The sequence below is a fragment of the Povalibacter sp. genome, from assembly GCF_036520495.1.
Classification (GTDB): Bacteria; Pseudomonadota; Gammaproteobacteria; order Steroidobacterales; family Steroidobacteraceae; genus Steroidobacter.
The window spans coordinates 304647-321813 of sequence record NZ_DATDJO010000018.1 but is presented as its reverse complement, the minus strand read 5'-3'; the positions used below and the strand labels follow the sequence as shown (position 1 = coordinate 321813).

8 protein-coding genes are annotated in these 17167 nt (G+C 63.9%); 4 read left to right on the top strand and 4 right to left on the bottom strand.

Going from position 1 to position 17167, the window contains the following annotated elements; genetic code table 11:
* Positions 1-75: 75 nt before the first annotated feature.
* The 3 genes from VIZ63_RS06670 to VIZ63_RS06660 all read right to left on the bottom strand — a co-directional run bounded on the left by VIZ63_RS06670 (position 76) and on the right by VIZ63_RS06660 (position 6941).
* Entirely contained in the window at positions 76-1911 is a 1836-nt protein-coding gene (locus VIZ63_RS06670; protein WP_331608754.1) for a 2-oxoacid:acceptor oxidoreductase subunit alpha, read from the bottom strand.
* Positions 1878-3698 (bottom strand): FAD-dependent oxidoreductase, encoded by a 1821-nt coding sequence (locus tag VIZ63_RS06665; protein WP_331608753.1) that lies wholly within the window; start codon positions 3696-3698, stop codon positions 1878-1880. The genes VIZ63_RS06670 and VIZ63_RS06665 overlap by 34 nt, the downstream gene beginning before the upstream one ends.
* A gap of 747 nt (positions 3699-4445) precedes the next feature.
* Positions 4446-6941: a right-handed parallel beta-helix repeat-containing protein gene (locus VIZ63_RS06660; protein ID WP_331608752.1), complete on the bottom strand. Its 2496-nt coding sequence runs from the start codon at positions 6939-6941 to the stop codon at positions 4446-4448.
* A gap of 490 nt (positions 6942-7431) precedes the next feature.
* Here VIZ63_RS06660 and VIZ63_RS06655 point away from each other — a divergent pair, with 490 nt between their 5' ends.
* The 4 genes from VIZ63_RS06655 (at position 7432) to VIZ63_RS06640 (ending at position 16210) form a co-directional block, all read left to right on the top strand.
* A complete protein-coding gene (locus VIZ63_RS06655; protein WP_331608751.1) occupies positions 7432-8415 on the top strand; it encodes a hypothetical protein in 984 nt (327 codons plus the stop codon).
* Positions 8416-8568: 153 nt separating this feature from the next.
* On the top strand, positions 8569-9054 hold the full coding sequence (locus tag VIZ63_RS06650) for a hypothetical protein (RefSeq protein ID WP_331608750.1): 486 nt from the start codon (positions 8569-8571) through the stop codon (positions 9052-9054).
* A 50-nt stretch (positions 9055-9104) separates the two neighbouring features.
* Positions 9105-10193 (top strand): hypothetical protein, encoded by a 1089-nt coding sequence (locus VIZ63_RS06645; protein ID WP_331608749.1) that lies wholly within the window; start codon positions 9105-9107, stop codon positions 10191-10193.
* A gap of 104 nt (positions 10194-10297) precedes the next feature.
* The gene (locus VIZ63_RS06640) at positions 10298-16210 is read left to right on the top strand and encodes an OmpA family protein (RefSeq protein WP_331608748.1); all 5913 of its coding nucleotides are present in this window, start codon (positions 10298-10300) and stop codon (positions 16208-16210) included.
* Here VIZ63_RS06640 and VIZ63_RS06635 read toward each other — a convergent pair.
* Positions 16204-17046: a hypothetical protein gene (locus tag VIZ63_RS06635; RefSeq protein ID WP_331608747.1), complete on the bottom strand. Its 843-nt coding sequence runs from the start codon at positions 17044-17046 to the stop codon at positions 16204-16206. The genes VIZ63_RS06640 and VIZ63_RS06635 overlap by 7 nt on opposite strands.
* Between the last annotated feature and the right edge of the window lie 121 nt (positions 17047-17167).

Sequence of the window (17167 nt, the reverse complement as noted above, 5' to 3'; positions counted from 1 at the left end):
CATAGATCGCAAATAGGAAGCAGAGATTTTTCTTTCTATGCGCTTCTATGCGTTCTTTGCGGTTACTCATGGGTCTTAGATAGCTGAGCGAGCGCGAGAAGCAGAGCCGAGTTCGGCCAGCACGCCATCGACGATGCAGCTCGACGAGATGGGCAGGCCGCTGTAGTGCAGGATCGAGCGCAGCTGGTGCTTTTCGACTGCGGTTTCCAGTGTCAGCAGGCTGCGCAGTTGCGCGTCGCGATTCTGTTCGACGACGAACAGCAGCGGGTGCGTGGCGAGGAACTTCTCCACGTCCTGGCCGAAGGGAAAAGCACAGATGCGCATGTAGTCGAGGCTCACGCCGCGCGCATTGAGAAGGTGCAGTGCTTCGCGCACGGCGCCGTCGCTGCTGCCGATGGAAACGATGGCGGCCTGGTTGCCGGAGGTTTCGATGACAGCCTTCGGCACCAGCGACTTGGCGCGCTCGAACTTGCGCTTCAGGCGATCGAGCACGACCTGGTAGTCCGCCGCATCCTCGGTATAGCCGCCGTACTGGTTGTGGCCCGAGCCACGCGTGAAGTACGCGCCCTTGGGATGCACGCCGGGCAGGGTGCGATAGGGAATCGCGTCCTCATCGAGGTCGAGGTAGCGATGGAATTTGGTCGGCAGCTGCTCGATCTGCTCCTTCGTCAGGACCTTGCCGCGATCGGGTTGATAGCTGTCATCCCACTCGAGCACCGGACACATCCAGTCGTTCATGCCGATATCGAGATCGGACATGACGAACACCGGGGTCTGCAGGCGCTCGGCAAGATCGAAGGCGTTGATCGCCATGTGGAAGCACTCTTCCGGATTGGCGGGGAACAGCAGCACGTGGCGCGTGTCGCCATGCGATGCGTACGCCGCCGCCATGATGTCACCTTGCTGTGTGCGGGTCGGCATGCCGGTGGAGGGCCCGACGCGCTGGATGTCGAACAGCACGGCGGGAATCTCCGCGTAGTAAGCCAGTCCGATGAATTCGTTCATCAGGGAGATGCCCGGACCGCTGGTCGGCGTGAAGGCGCGTGCGCCGTTCCAGGAGGCGCCGATCACCGCACCGATGGCCGAGAGTTCGTCCTCGGCCTGCACGATGAGGTAGTTGTTCTTGCCAGTCGCTGGATCGACGCGCCACTTCTGGCAGAACCCCTTGAAGGCGTCCATCACCGACGTCGACGGCGTGATCGGATACCACGCACCCACCGTCGCGCCGGCATACAGGCAGCCGAGCGCCGCGGCCGTGTTGCCGTCGATCAGGATGTGATTCGCCGTGCGGTCCATGGGTGTCACACGGATCGGTAGCGGACACTGAAAATGCTCGCGGGCGTAGTTGTAGCCGATCTCCAGCGCCTGCACGTTCGAATCCAGCAGCGCCTTCTTGCTCGCATAACTTTCGGCGAGCAGCGCACGCATGACATCGAGGTCGATTTCCAGCAACGCGGCGAGCACGCCGGAGTACATGATGTTCTTGAGCAGGATGCGCGCACGCACACCCTTGAACGTCTCGTTGCACATCCGCGCCAGCGGCACACCCAGAATGGTGATGTCATCGCGCTTGAGCAGCGTCGGCCGCGGCCAGCTCGAGTCATAGAGCAGGTAGCCGCCAGCATCGACTTCACGCACGTCACGCGCGTAAGTCTCGGCGTTCATGGCGACCATGATGTCGATGCGACCTGAACGCGCCACGTAGCCGTCGCGCGTTACGCGCACCTCGTACCACGTCGGCAGTCCCTGGATGTTGGATGGGAAGTAGTTCTTGCCCATCACGGGAATACCCATGCGGAACATGGACTTCATCAGCAGCGTGTTGGCGCTGGCGGAGCCGGTTCCGTTGACGTTCGCAAGCTTGATGACGAAGTCGTTTATGCGGTCTTGCGCGTCTGCGGACTGGAGCATGGGGTCGCATCACTCGCGTGCTGAATCTGGATGGTCGATTTCTGCATGTCCCATGCGGCTGTGGGACAGCGTTCGGCGCACAGGCCGCAGTGCACGCACAGGTCTTCGTCCTTGACCATCACGCGCGCGGTCTGCTTGAGGGGCGTCGAGACAAACAGGGGCTGCGTCTTGTTGAGCGCGGGCGCCTTGAGATGCAGGCGCAACTCGTCTTCGGGACGGTTCACCGTCATCGTGAGACAATCGACCGGGCAGATGTCGATGCAGGCATCGCATTCGATGCAGAGCTTCGCCTCGAAGACGGTCTGCACGTCGCAGTTGAGGCAGCGCTGCACTTCCGCGGCCACCTGTTCGGCATCGAAGCCCAGCTCGACCTCGATATTGATCTTCTTGAAGCGCTCCTTGAGCGAGACATGCGGCATCAGTCGCCGCTCGGTCGAGTTGTAGTCGTTCTTGTACGACCACTCGTGCAGTCCCATCTTGCGGCTCGACAGGTTCATGAGCGGCGGGAGCCGTTCCTGTACAGGCTCGTTTTGCAGGAACCGATGCAACGAGATCGCCGCCTGGTGGCCGTGTTCGACCGCCCAGATGATGTTCTTCGGTCCGAACGCCGCGTCGCCGCCGAAGAACACATTCGGCCGCGTCGACTGATGCGTCACCTTGTCGACCTTCGGGACGTGCCATTTGTCGAACTCGATGCCGAGGTCGTTCTCGATCCAGGGAAAGGCGTTCTCCTGGCCGATCGCGAGAATCACGTCGTCGCAGGGAAAGAGCACTTCGCCAGCCGTGTTCTCTGCCACGATGCGGTTGCCGTCGAGCTGGTACTCCATGCGCTCGAAGATCATTCCCGTGAGCTTGCCGTTCTCCACCACGAAGGACTTCGGTGCGTGGTTGATGACGATCTCGACGTTCTCGTCTTCGGCGTCTTCCAGTTCCCAGTCCGACGCCTTGAAGAAGTTGCGGGGTTTGCGCGCCATCACTTTCACGTCGGTCGCGCCGAGGCGCAGCGATGTGCGGCAGCAGTCCATCGCCGTATTGCCGACGCCGATGATCAGCACACGCTTGCCGATGCTCTTGATGTGATCGAACGCCACGGATTCGAGCCAGTCGATGCCGATGTGGATGTGTTCGCGGACCGCGTCCGAGGCATTGCGGCCGGGCAGATCGAGATCCTTGCCTTTCGGTGCGCCGCTGCCAATGAAGATGGCATCGAACTCGCGCGTATTCAGCAGAGATTTGAGACTGTCCACCGGAGCGCCGAGCCGCAGGTCGACACCCATGTCCACGATGTAGCCGATTTCCTCCGCCAGCACGGCGGCCGGCAAGCGGAACGATGGGATGTTGGTGCGCATCAGGCCGCCAGGCGTCTCCCACCTCTCGAAAACAGTCACGTCGTAACCGAGCGGCATCAGGTCGTTGGCGACGGTCAGCGATGCGGGTCCGGCGCCGATGCATGCGATCCGCTTGCCGTTCTTCTGTTTTGGCGCGCGCGGCAGGAACGGTGTGACATCGTCGCGATGATCCGCCGCGACGCGTTTCAGTCGGCAGATGGCGACGGGCTTTTCTTCGACGCGTCCGCGCCGGCATGCAGGTTCGCACGGCCGGTCGCAGACCCGACCGAGAATTCCCGGGAAAACATTGGACTCACGGTTGACCAGGTAGGCCTCCGTGAACTGTCCCTGCGCAATGAGTCGGATGTATTCGGGGACGTCGGTGTGGGCCGGACAGGCCCATTGGCAATCGACGACACGATGGTAGTAGTCAGGATTTCCGGTATCGGTCGGTTCCACCGCCACTCAGCCCCCGCAAAGCAATCGTGCGGTGTTCGTTGACATCGCATCTGATCGATGCGGCAAGCCTATACCCAATGTGCGGGGGCGGGAAGGCTTGGGATCTGCGGAAGTGCGAGTGTGGGGCCGGATCGCGACGGTCAGTGAGGGAGCGAGCTGCCTACGCATCCGGTGGAGGTTCACCTGGCTGCGAGCAGAGACTCCACTTTCGAGTTCATCGAAGTCGGTGGGTGCGCGCCTTGCTTCGCTCGAGGCGTTTCGGGGCGCCGTGAATCCGTCCATGGAGGCTCTTCGAAAACATCCATGTTTTCGAAAGCCCCGAAACGCCTCGAGCGAAGCAAGGCGCGTGGGCAGCTTCGAGCGGCTTTTCTCGAAAGATCCACCCTCAGCAGCGCGCTCTTCGCGACTGGTGAGGATAGGGGGAGGGGCTTGGCGGACCCGGTTTGTGTCGGGAAGGGCAACGCAGATGGGCGCTCCCAAGTCAGGCTGGCACGCAGCAGGAGCGGTGCCCGACAGTGTATCTACAGGCAAAGTGGCCACTGCACAAATGCTGCGGCGACCTCTTCGAGGCCGAGATGAAACAACGGGAGGTCTCGCCAAGACCTTCCCCCTGTCCTCACCAGTCGCACGGCCGACAGGCGCGCGCGGTGATGGTTGCTACAGAGAGTTCAACCGCGATTTCTCAGACAATCGAGCGCTTCTCGGGAATGACGAACAAAAGATACGTCAGCGCTTCCAAATGCTTCTTCACAGTACTTTCACCCGGAACAGCACCTCGAAGTACGGATTTCCCGAACCGCTGCTCGCAGTCATGGTGCCGCGCGGGCTGATGCGGATGTGACGGATGGCCGCATCGCAGCCGGTGGCATCCGGTGCGGGCGTATAACCCCAGATCGGTGGTCCGCTGGCAGTGATCGAGTACGACACGTTGGTGGCGGCGTTGAACGTCAGGCCCGATGATGGCGAGCCGTTCTGGAAGGTCACGGCTGTACCGCTGAGCCCGCACATCGCCGTGTTGAGCGGAATCGAATCGATGATGTCGATCGAGTCGTTGTCCACCGCGCCGGTGGCCTGATTGGTGATGCGAATCGTGTACAGCTGAATCGAGCCGGGAATGCTCTTCGGGTTGGCGGCATTGTTGAAGGGATCGGATTCGACGCGCGCGGATTTGGCGTGCACGAGGTTTGGCCCGCCGGTGACTGTGACATTGCCGCCGAACTCCGAGGTTTGTCCGCCGAGCGTGGCGGTGCTGGTGAGTACCCTGCCTGCCGCGACACCGGGCGGCAGCGGGCCGCGAAACAGGAAGCGATTGGTCGTGTCGCTGCCCTGGTTCAAGCCATTGACGGTGCCGGAGTAGTTGCCGGTCGTGCCGTCGAGATCACTGCTGCCTTCGATGAAAGTGCCGAGATACGTGAGTCCTTCGCCGAATCCCGTGGGATCGGCCTGCGCGACATAGAGTTCGATGGCGCTGGCGGGTCGGGCGAAGCCGGCCACGGAGAACTCGCCGTTGGCGATGGTCGCGGCGGTGATGACCGGGAAGTTCAGAAGACCGTTCGCGCCGGAGTCGCCGTCGCCGCTGTCGTTCAGCGTCGGACCGTTGGGGGCGTCCATGCTGTTTGGATCCGTCGACGCCGGATACAGGTCGATGCTCAGGCCGCGATTGTTGCTGAAACGATTCTGCGAGAGCCGCGTGCCCGACGCGGCGCTGAGCATCACGCCGGGGCCGGCGTTGTTCTCGATGACGTTGAGCGAGATCTCGTTGCCGCTGCCCGAGTAATTCCACGCTGCAATGCCGGTGGGTTCGTTGCCCGACGTGGTGTTGGGCGCGGATCCCGCGCCCGAGAAACCGTTCTGTCGCACCGTGTTGTTGGTGATCACCACGCCACTCATCGAACCGCCTTCGAATCCGAGCTCGATACCTGCGCCCGGCTGGTTGCGGGTCAGGTTGTTCTCGATGCGAGCGCCGGTGGCGCTACCGATCAGAAGGATGCCGTCGAAGGTGTCCGCGGGCGTCGACGACGCGCGGATCACTTCGTTGAAGCTGACCTGTGCGGCGACACCCGGACTGTTGCCGCGAATCACCGAGTTGTTGGCGGAGGCGTAGTTGCTGCGGATCGACGCGTTCGCGCCCGTGAAGACGATGGCCATCGCACTGCCGGAATCTGCCGTGCCGTTCGCAGCCACGCCGACGAAGTTGTCGCGCACGACGGCATTCGCGCCCGATGTTGCAATCGCGCCGCGCGGCAACGCGAAGCCATGTATCGCCTGGTTCGTGCCGGTAAGAGTGAACGCCGCGTCGGCGATCTCGATTTCGGGCCGCGGGAACTGCGGAAACGGCGTGGCCAACACACCGACCGAGCCGCCGCTGCCGGAGCTGCCGCCGTTCGTATTGCCGATGTTGACGGTCTGCGTGGTGGCGTCGAGGCGCAGATTGGCGCGGCTGATCGTCGGCAGCGCAGTGACGAGCGCGATCGATGCGACGCCCGTCGTCGGGATCATGAAGATGCTCGTCTCGGCGCCGGAGGGCAGCGATGTCGTCACGCCGCCGATCAGGCCGGAACCCGACTGACTCGCCGGCGTGCCGAGTGTCGCCGAGTTGATCAGGAACTGGCGCAGCGTGCCCTGGCACGGAAAGTACGTGTTGCCTGTGTCGCTCGGAGTGCAGGTGGCCGCATCGCGCGTGTTGACGATGGTGCTGAAGTTGAAACCGAAATCGATGCCACCGAACGTCGTGTTGCTGGGTGGATCGACCTCGCTCCACGACTGCATCGTCTGCGTCGCACTGGTCGCAGGAAAGCTGGCCGCGCGCGAGGCGTAGTCGCTGCGGGCCGGGTTGCGACCACCGACTTCGTCCGTGACGGCCACGAGTGAGCCAGTGGGCGCCTCGACGCGAAACGTCTGCACAGGAACGCAGGTCGTGCACGCTGCACCGCCGCTGCGTGTCGATCGCACCGTGCCGTTGACGACACGTACCCGCTTCAGCGTGTGCCCGTTGTAGTTGAATGTATAGAAGCCGGCGCTGTTGGTGGTGGCCGTACCGGCGTAGGCACCATTGTTCTCGTAGAACTCCACGCGCACGTTCTGCACGCCGATACCGCCCGCCGTGACGCGCGCACGCCCCGCACCGCCGCCATAACTTGCGTCCTCGAACACAGTGCCCGTGATCGTGGCCGCATGCACGCGGCCGGCAGCGAGCGCGAGCATTGCAAGACCGATGAGAAATGTGGCGAACCTGGCAGTCACGACCGATCTACCGCGGCATGGATCGGCGCAAGGTAGATGAGGGGAACTCGCAAGCCGACGTGAACCGATCACAAATTGACGCGCTTATGTCGGCACCCTGTACGAATCGCGATGCCCGTCTCGATTCGGTGCAAGTACGCGCGCCTAGGCCTGGAGTGCCGGTAAACCGTTGTGCTTATGTCCTATGTGCATGCGTCACGCGCGGGGGCGTGCATGATCGACACCGTCATTGCGACGCAGTTCTCGCAATCTCCTCCGCTCATTTCAGCGGCGCGCGGCCGGCACCCGCGAAAACGCGATGCTATCGGCACTTCATCGCGAATCTTGAGGGATCCCCGGCGAATTGCGACCACATTCACAAACAGCGATTTCTGCCCAACAAGAATGCCCCGGCATAGGGAAAAGGCTTGGCGACGCCTGGGGCAATGGATGAGTGAGCGAGTTTCCCAGCAGCACGCCGAGCCGATCCGGATCCGCCGGGAGAACTCGCTTGGTTCGCTGTGGTTCATTGCTGTTGCTGCTCGCGCTGGCGCTTTGCGCCACGTCGCCCGTCCGTGCCGCAGGCACGACGGCAGGCACGAGCATTCAAAGCGCCGCGCAGATCACCTATAGCGTCGGCGGCGCACCGCAGTCGGTTACGTCCAACACGGTGAATGTCATCGTCGTCGAGATTCTCGACGTCGTGGTCACGGTGGCCGGCGCCGGTTCCGTGTCGCCCGGTGGCACACAGCAGGAACTCGTTTTCACCGTGACCAACACGGGCAACGGCACCGAGAGCTTCGATCTCGCTGCACTGAGTGCCGGACTCACGGGCGATCAGTTCGACCCGACGCTGGCGGTCAATCCCATCTACTTCGACACGGACAACAGCAACGATCTGTCGGCGGGCGACACGATTTACGTGCCCGGCACGAACGATCCGGTGCTGGCGGCGGATGCGAGCGTGCGCGTGATTCTGGTCAACGACATTCCGGCCGGCGCCGGCGATGGGCAGCGCGGACGCAGCCAGCTGACGGCCACCGCGCGTACCGGTTCCGGCGCACCGGGAACGCTGTTCGCCGGCCAGGGCGATGGCGGACTCGATGCCATGGCGGGCAACACCGGCGCACGCGCAGAGCACGTGGGTGAGTACGTCGTTGCCGGGTTGCAGCTTGCGGTCATCAAGTCGCAGACCGTCGTCGATCCGTTCGGCGGTTCCCGCGCGACGCCCGGCGCCCGCATCAACTATCAGATCGTCGTGACTGCAACCGGCTCGGGTACGGCGGTCGGTGCGCTCTTCAACGACACGATTCCGGTCAACACGACGTACGTGCCCGGCACGCTGCGTCTCAACAGCGATTCGCTTTCCGATGACGCCGACAGCGATGGCGGCGAACTCGCGTCCACCCCCGCGCCGCAAGTGCGTATCACCCTCGGCGATCTCACCCCGGCCAGCGCGTCGCAGACGATCGAATTCGCCGTCACGATCGATTGAGGAGAAGGCCGTGGACTGTGGACTGTGGGCTGTAGGCAAGAACGCGCTTTCGCGCGAGTTCGCTTACGTCTGCGGCATGCAGTCGCGCGTCTTCTTGCTTACCGACAGCCCATTGCCCTACAGCCTGAAACCTGCGGAGAGACGACTATGTCGATGAGTACTCCTTCACATGCGCTGGCCGCCGCGCTCGCGTTGAGCATCCTGCAAACCGTCTCCGCACAGGAGAACTGCATCGAGCTGACGACGACGGCGGAATCCGAACAGTCGTACATCAACGAACAGGGCGCGCAGGCTACGCGCCTCGTGCCGATCGCCAGGGCGCTGCCGGGCGATGAGGTGGTGTGGACCGTGACGGCGAAGAATCGCTGCAGCAAGCCGGCCGACAACATCGTCATCGCCAACCCCGTGCCCGAGCACATGACGCTCGTGGCGAACACCGCCATGGGCGTGGGCACCGAGATCACGTATTCCGTCGACGGCAGGGAATTCAAAGCTTCCAGTGCCCTGAGTGTGCGCGACGTCAATGGCGCGACGCGCGGCGTACGGCCCGAAGAAATCCGCCACATCCGCTGGAGCTACCGCACTGCGTTCACGCCAGGCGCGACTGCGTTCGTGCGCTATCGCGCCATCGTCGACTGATTCCCATCGCTTCCGATCACCCATTCGTTGTGTCACCAAGGAGATTCGTAATGTCGATTGCAAGGCACCTCAAGCAGGCAAGCCTCGCGCTGTTCATCGTGTCGTCCGCCGCAGCGCTGCAGAGCGCTTACGCGGCTGGCACCGAGGCCGGAACGTCCATCAGCAATACGGCGTCGGTCAATTACAGCGTGGGCGGCGTCGCACAGACGCCTATCAACAGTTCGGCGGCAACGTTCGTCGTCGACCGTCGCATCTTCCTGTCGGTCGTGGCGATCACGCCTTCGCCGACAGAACTTGCGGCAACGGTTCCGGCGGCGGTCGGTGTGGTTCGCACCTTCCGCATCACCAACACGTCCAACCGGCCGATCGGCTTCCGCTTCACGCCGACCAATGTCGGGTCGGACAACTTCGATCTCGCGAATCTCGCAGTGCGCGTCGATTCCGCTGCAGGCCAGCCGATCGCCTCGTTCACGCCCGGCACGTACGACGGTGCGACGGACACGGCGACCACCGTTGCGATGCTGGCGGCCGATCAGAGCACCACGGTCTTCGTGCTCGCCGACGTTCCGGGGACAGCGGCCAACACCCAGTCCGCGACCGTGAATCTGCAGGCGATCTCCATCGAGCCGACGACGCTCAACGTGGGTGCGGTCGGTGCCGACATCGTGCAGACCGCAGGCGCCGACACGGCGGGGATCGACACGGTGTTCGGCGATGCAGGTCGCGACGGCACCGAGAGCACGACCAACGTGTACACGGTGTCTTCGGCGACGCTGGGCGTCACCAAGAGCGCGACGATCATCAGCGATCCGTTCAACAACACCAGCAATCCGAAAGCGATCCCCGGTGCCGTGGTCGAGTACGCCATTGCAATCGCGAACACCGGTGCGGTGCCAGCGCAGCAGGTGGGGGTCACGGATGCGCTGAATGCGAACACCGCGATCGCCACCGGGGCGTACAGCGGCAACGACATCGAGATCGCTGTCTCCGGCGGTGGTGGCACGACGACGTGCACGGCAGCGGCCGATGCCGACGGTTGCTCGGTGGCCAGCGGCACGCTGACCATTGCGGGCGCCAGCCGTCCCAGCATTCCGGCCGGCCAGACCGCAACCGTGCGTTTCCGGGTGACGATCAACTAAGGATCGTCACATGCGTAACCACGACGCTGTGCGGCGTGCTCACGGGATGTGAGCTGATGCACGGCGAGAATTGCGAAGCTCCGACACACGACGCGGGCGGGACGGTGAACAACCGTCCCGCCCTCGGCGTGTCTGCGAACAGCAAAAACCGTGCATGGTTCGCAGGTTTGCTTCTGCTCGCCACCGGCCTGATGGCGAGCGTGGTGTCGGCGCAGACCGCGCCGGGCACCGTGATTCAGAACGTGGCGACCGTGTCGTTCGCCAACTCGCAGGGCAATCCGCAGACGATCGCGAGCAACGCGGTGCGTACGGTGGTGGCGAGTGCGCCAACGCGCTCGACGCTGAGCATTCTGCGCATCGATGGCGCGGGCGCGGGTTCAGAGACGACGATGCACCTGACTCAGTGTCGGTCGGGAAACACGATATCGACACTGCCTCCGCCTCAGTCCGCAGCGGGAACGATCATCGACTTGTCGAGGCCAGTCGCTTTGGCGACCACCGCGTCACTTCACGGTGGCGAAGCCACGTTCCTGCGACTCGTCGATGCCGATCAGAACCTCGACGCCGCGGCAATCGATGTTGTGGAGCTGCGCGTGTCGACCCCCGCGGGGGACAGCGAAGTACTGCGCCTCGCCGAGACCGGACCCGACACCGGCATCTTTGCCGGCTACATTCAGACGCGCGCCGCTGCGGCGAGCGCTGGCAATTGCGTGCTCGAAGTGGCGCGCAATGCAGCGCTGAACTCTTTCTATGTCGATCCGCTCGATGCGCGCGATGTCAGCAATGCCAGCGCGCTGGTCGATCCTTACGGACTCGTCTTCGATTCCGCGACTGGCGCACCGGTTGACGGTGCACGTGTCCGTCTCATCGATAACGCGACCGGGGCGCTCGCCAGCGTGTTCGGCGACGACGGCGCCAGTCGCTATCCCGCAGAGATGGTGACCGGCGAGCAGGTCACTGACTCGGGCGGCTCGGTGTACTCGTTGCCGGCCGGTGTATTCCGCTTTCCATTGATCGCCACCGGCAGCTATCGGCTGGAGGTCGATCCCCCTGCGGGGCATGCCTTCCCGAGCGCATTGAGCATCGGCGATCTCGCCAATTCGCCGGGCGGTCCGTATCGGCTTCAGGACGGTTCATTCGGTCGGACGTTCGCGGTGGAGGCTGGTCCAACGATCGCCATCGATGTGCCCGTCGATGCCGCTGCGACACAACTGTTCATGCGCAAGAGCACGATCACGACGGTCGCGGCCGTTGGCGATTTCGTGCAGTACTCGCTGGTCGCCGAGAACACCTCCGGCAATGCCGCGATTCCCGGCGTCAGCATCGTCGATCGCCTGCCCGATGGCGCGCGCTATCGTCCCGGCTCCGCACGCATCGAAGGCGCGGTGGCAACGGACCCGTCCATTTCGTCCGATGGCCGCACGCTGACCTTTACTCACGGCCGTCTCGGTGCCGGTCAGCGCGTCGAGATCCGCTATGTCGTCGAGATCACCGTGGCGGCGCGCGGCAAACAGCTCGTCAACAGCGCACAGGCGCGAGGGCCGGATGGCACGGTCTCCAATACCGCCCAGGCCACCATTCAGTTGCGCGAAGAACTGTTCCGCGAACGCGCCATCCTGATGGGCCGCGTCACCGAAGGCGATTGTTCGGCACTGGCGCATCGGCAGCAGGGTGTTCGCGGCGTGCGGGTGTATCTCGAAGACGGCCGTTACTCGGTGACGGATGACGACGGCAAGTATCACTTCGATGACGTGACACCCGGTTCGCATGTCGTGCAGATGGACACCGTGACGATCCCTTCGACTCACCTCGCGTCGACGTGCCCTGGACGCGTACGCAATGCGGGCAGCGCCTACTCACAATTTGTCGATGTGCGCGGCGGCGCCCTGTGGCGCAGCGACTTCGTGCTGCAGCGAAAGCAGCCGGCGAAGGGCGAGGTGACGTTGCAGTTTCAGTCGCGGGCGGCGGCCCCTTCGATGGATGAACCATTCCCTGCGGTCACGGGCTCAGGGCGAACGCAGACGGAAGAAGTTCTTCCTGCTCGCCCTGAGTCCATCGAAGGGCTCTCGCACACCGCCACCCTCAACGTCACCGGCCTCGCCATCGACAATGCACAGATCATGGCCGTGCTGGCCGATGGACTGGCCTACGTGCCCGGCAGTGCGCACCTGAACTCGAAATCGGCGGTCGATCCGACGCGGGCGGAGAACGTGCTGATATTCAAGCTCGGCACGCTGCCGGCGGACGTCGCGTCGACGCTGACTTTCGACACACGACTGAATGAAGCATCCAGTGGCGGGATGACGGTGAAGGCGCTGGCGCGCTTCGATACACCGGCGGCGAAGAATCAGGCCACCGTCACCGTCGAGAATGTCGCATTGCGCGGCCATCTGTTGCATGAGACCGCGTCATATCGCTTCGCACCGCGCTCCGAGTTGCTGGATACCCCGCTTCAGCCCGCCGACCGCGAGCCGCTGGATCGTATCGTCGACGAATGGCGCGGCGTCACCCACTTGCGCCTGAGCGTGACGGGGCACACCGATACGGCATTGGTCGCTGCCAGTCACTCCGTTGCTTCCGCCGATCCGCAGGCGCTGGCCCTGGCGCGCGCCGACGCCGTGGCGAAGTACCTGGCCGATGGTCTCGGCATCGACTCCGACAGCGTGAGCGTCGCAGCCGATGCTGCCGCAGCCGTGGACGAGCAGCGTGCACTGCACGGCCGGGTCGACGTCGCAATCGAGGGCCTGCGCGTCAAGGCCGCCGGTGGTTTGTCCCTGCATCGTGCTGACGCGATTTCACCTGCGGTGGCTACGTTGGGTCTGCTCGATCCGGCACCGGTTGCTGCTGCGCCGGTTCTCGTCGTCAAGGAGTCGTCAGCGCGCGGCATGGATATCGAACAGGTCCAGCCGGGCGTGGACTGGGTGTCGCCTGCGCAAGATGAGTTGCCTGCGATCCCAAGCCTGTCGGTTGCCATTCGACATCTGCCGACGCAGCGGCTCGAACTGGCGGTGAACGGTACCGCGGTGAGCGCACTCAATTTCGATGGCGTCACCACCAATGCGGCGGGCACGGTTGCGCTGAGTCGCTGGCGGGGCGTGGATGTGCGCAATGGCGAGAATCGGCTGACTGCAAGGGTTCTCGATGACAACGGCCAGTTCGTCACGGAGCTGCAACGTGACGTGCACTATGCCGGTGGCGCAGTGCGTGCGGAGCTGGATCGTGCGGCATCGAGCCTGGTGGCAGACGGCACGACGCATCCGGTCATCGCACTGCGCATGGTCGATGCGTACGGCCGGCCGGCGCGTCCGGGCACGCTCGGCGGCTGGAGCATCAGCGAGCCGTATCGTTCCTGGTGGGAGGTCGAATCGCGCGATGACAACAAGCTGGTCGCGGTCGGCACGCGCTCGCCGACGTTCAGTGTCGACGCCGACGGCATTGCACGCCTCGAACTGGAGCCGACGTCGCAGGCGGGCACGGCGGTCGTGCGGCTGCGTCTCAATGAACGCCAGGAACAGGAAATCCGCGTGTGGCTCGAACCCCGCGCACGCGACTGGATTCTGGTCGGTCTCGCCGAGGGCACGAGCGCCTACAAAGCGATCCGTCAGAACATGCAGTCGGCAGAGGATGCCGGGCTGGAGGAAGGCTACACGACAGGCGACCGTGTCGCGTTCTTCGCCAAGGGCGCCATCAAGGGCGACACGCTGCTGACGATGGCCTATGACTCGGCGCGCGATCACGAGGCCGAGAAGGATCGTCTGCTCGGCACGATCGATCCGAATCGCTTCTACACGCTCTATGGGGATGCGACCGAGCAGCGCTTCGAAGCGGCCACGACCGAGAAGCTGTATCTCAAGATGGAGCGTCGCCAGTTCGCCGCCCTGTTCGGCGGCTTCACGACCGGCATGACGGTGACCGAACTGTCGCGCTACAGCCGCACGTTCAACGGTCTCAAAGCGGAGTATGCCGGCGAACGCTTCGGCTACACCGCCTTCGCCGCAGAATCGCAGCAGGGCTATGTGAAGGATGAACTGCCGGGTGACGGTACGTCCGGCCTGTACCGCTTGTCGCGCCGCCCGCTCATCGTCAACAGCGACAGGATCCGTGTCGAAGTGCGCGATCGCTTCCACAGCGAAGTCGTCATCGAGTCGCGCGACTTCACGAGGTACATCGACTACAGCATCGACTATCTCAACGGCACGGTGTTCTTCAAACAGCCTGTCCCCAGTCGCGACGCCGGTTTCAATCCCGTTGTCATCGTGGCGGAGTACGAAGTCCTGAGCGGCGGCAAGTCGCAGGTCACGGCGGGCGGACGCGGTTCAATGCAATTCGCGGGCGATCGGATGGAGGTCGGTACGACGTACCTGCAGGAAGGCGCCATCGCGGGCGATTCACGTCTGGTGGGGACGGATCTGCGCTGGCAGATCGCTGCGTCGACCGAGCTGCGGGCGGAAGTGGCGCGCAGCGAATCAGACGATCCGACGGCTACGGCGCAGGCGATGGCGTACCTCACGCAGGTGGAGCACGTGACCGAAAGTCTCGATGCGCGTTTGTATCTGCGCGAGCAGGAAGGCGGATTCGGTCTGGGACAGCAGATGACCTCCGAAGATGGCACGCGCAAGGTTGGCGCCGATGCGCGCTACAACATCACCGAGCGCTTCGCGCTCGAAGGCGAGACCTATCGGCAGCAGATGCTGGCAAGCGGTGCGCAACGTGACTACGTCAGCGCCGAGGTGCGGCGCGAGTCCGACGACTACACCGTCGGCGTCGGCGCCCGTCACGTGTCGGACACGGGACTAAGCGACGGCGACCGGGAGTCGCAGCAGGCCTTCGTGAACGGCAGCCTCGATCTGTTCCGCGATCTCATCACGCTGCGCGCATCCCAGGATCTGCCGCTGGGCGGCAAGAACGCCAGCGTCGACTTCCCGGCGCGATCCCTCATCGGCGTCGACTATCACTGGCGCGCCAGCACCAGCTTCTTCGCCGAATACGAACATGCGGACGGCGATGACTTCGATGCCGATATGACCCGCCTCGGCGTGCGCACCTCACCGTGGGAGCGGGCACAGATCCAGTCGAGCATGAGTCAGCAGGCGACGGAGTACGGTCCGCGCGTGTTCGCGAACTTCGGCCTCATGCAGGGATGGAAGGCCAGTGAGCGCTGGGACCTGGATGTCGGCGTCGACCGGAGCCGCACGATAAGCGGCACGAACGTGTCGCCCTTCAACGCGAAGGCGGCGTTGTCCTCCGGCTCGCTGAATGGCGATTACCTGGCCGCCTTCGCGGGCGCGACCTTCCGCGGTGATTTCTGGACCTTCACCTCGCGCCTGGAGAACCGTCATTCGGACCAGGAGGAACGTCGGGTGTTCTCCGGCGGCTTCTATCGCGAGCCGATTGCCGGTCACGCCTTCGCGATGTCGTCGACCTGGTTCGACAGTCGGTTCGCGACCGGTGCGGACACGATGGCGAGCGAAATGCAGCTCGCCTGGGCCTACCGCCCGGCAACGAGCGCCTGGATCGTGCTGAATCGTCTGGATCTGCAACAGGAATCGCAGCGCGATCTGCGCGGCGAGTTCGAATCGGCGCGCCTCGTCAACAACCTGAACTCCAACTGGCAGCTCAATCCCTGGATGCAACTGGGCCTGCAGCTCGGCGCCCGTTACGTTCGCAGCACCTTCGACGACGAACGCTACAGCGGTCTGTCCAGCCTGTATGGCGTCGACCTGCGCCACGATCTCACGGATGGTGTCGATGTCGGCCTGCACGGTACGCTGCTGGGTTCGCTCGAATCGGACGTCAGCGAGACAGCAGTAGGTGTGGACGTGGGCTACGCCGTGGCGAAGAACATCTGGATTTCGATCGGCTACAACTGGAGCGGATTCCGCGACGACGACTTCGAAGCCAGCCGCTACACGGCGCAGGGGCCGTTCATCAAGTTCCGCGTCAAGGCCGACCAGGACACGTTCAGGGATCTGTCACTGGACGCGCTGCGTCCAGGTCATCGCAACGGACGTTACTGACAGAGTTCGCCGCCGCCGGCTTCGCGCGCGTTGAAACTCCACAGCGTTTCCACATCGAGTCGCAGCGCGCCGGAGGTGGCATCGGCGTCGTGACGCCAGGCAATCACATCGATCCGGTCGCAGCGGCCCGATGCAACGGCGCGTTCCAGCGTGGCGATGATCAGCGTGTGGCTGAGCGTCGATGCCGTCGACTCGCCGCTGCTCTTCAATACCGCATGCCCGAAGTTGTTGTAGGGAGTGAATCGCCACAGGTATTCGGCCAGCGTGCGCAGTTCATCGCCGGAGAGCGGCCGCTGATGCAATTCACCGGCCGAGCCTTCCGGAGAGCGAAGATTCGCGGTCGCCCTATTCAGATACGAACATTTGAAAACGCGTTCACGCATGTGGAAATCCGGATCGCCTTCGCGAGAACGGCCGAACTCGTAGTAGTGAGCGGCATCGTTCGTCTCGACCAGGTCTGCGTACTGTGTCATCGCGTGCTGCGCGTGGGTCTCCGACCAGTCGAGTGCGACAGTCCAGTCATCCGTGCAGAGTTCGTGCTGCGGCGCCGGTGCCACGAGCGACGGATCGATGTCGGTGTTTTTCAGGTGCACCGTGGCTACGTTGTGCAGACCTGCGGGCTGGGAGTCTTCCTGGAAGCCGGCCGGTGTTCGCGGCGTGCCGGCGTAGATGAGTTGCGCGATCTGCAGGTCCGTCTGCTGCACTGGTCGCGGCGGCAAGGATGCGGCGGGGCTCGCAGGCGCATCATCGCCACCACCGCCGCCGCAACTGGCGACCAGCAGCGTGGCGGCTAGCATGACGGCATGCAGGCCGGGCATCCGCGGCGACTCAGGCACCGTGCTTTCCTTGATTCGGGAATGGACGTGACGCGGCACACGCAAGTTGCGCTGCCTGAGTCAGATATCGTCCCGCCGGCGGTGCGCTTGAGCAGATAGCGCCCCGGCCGTCGCGGAAAGG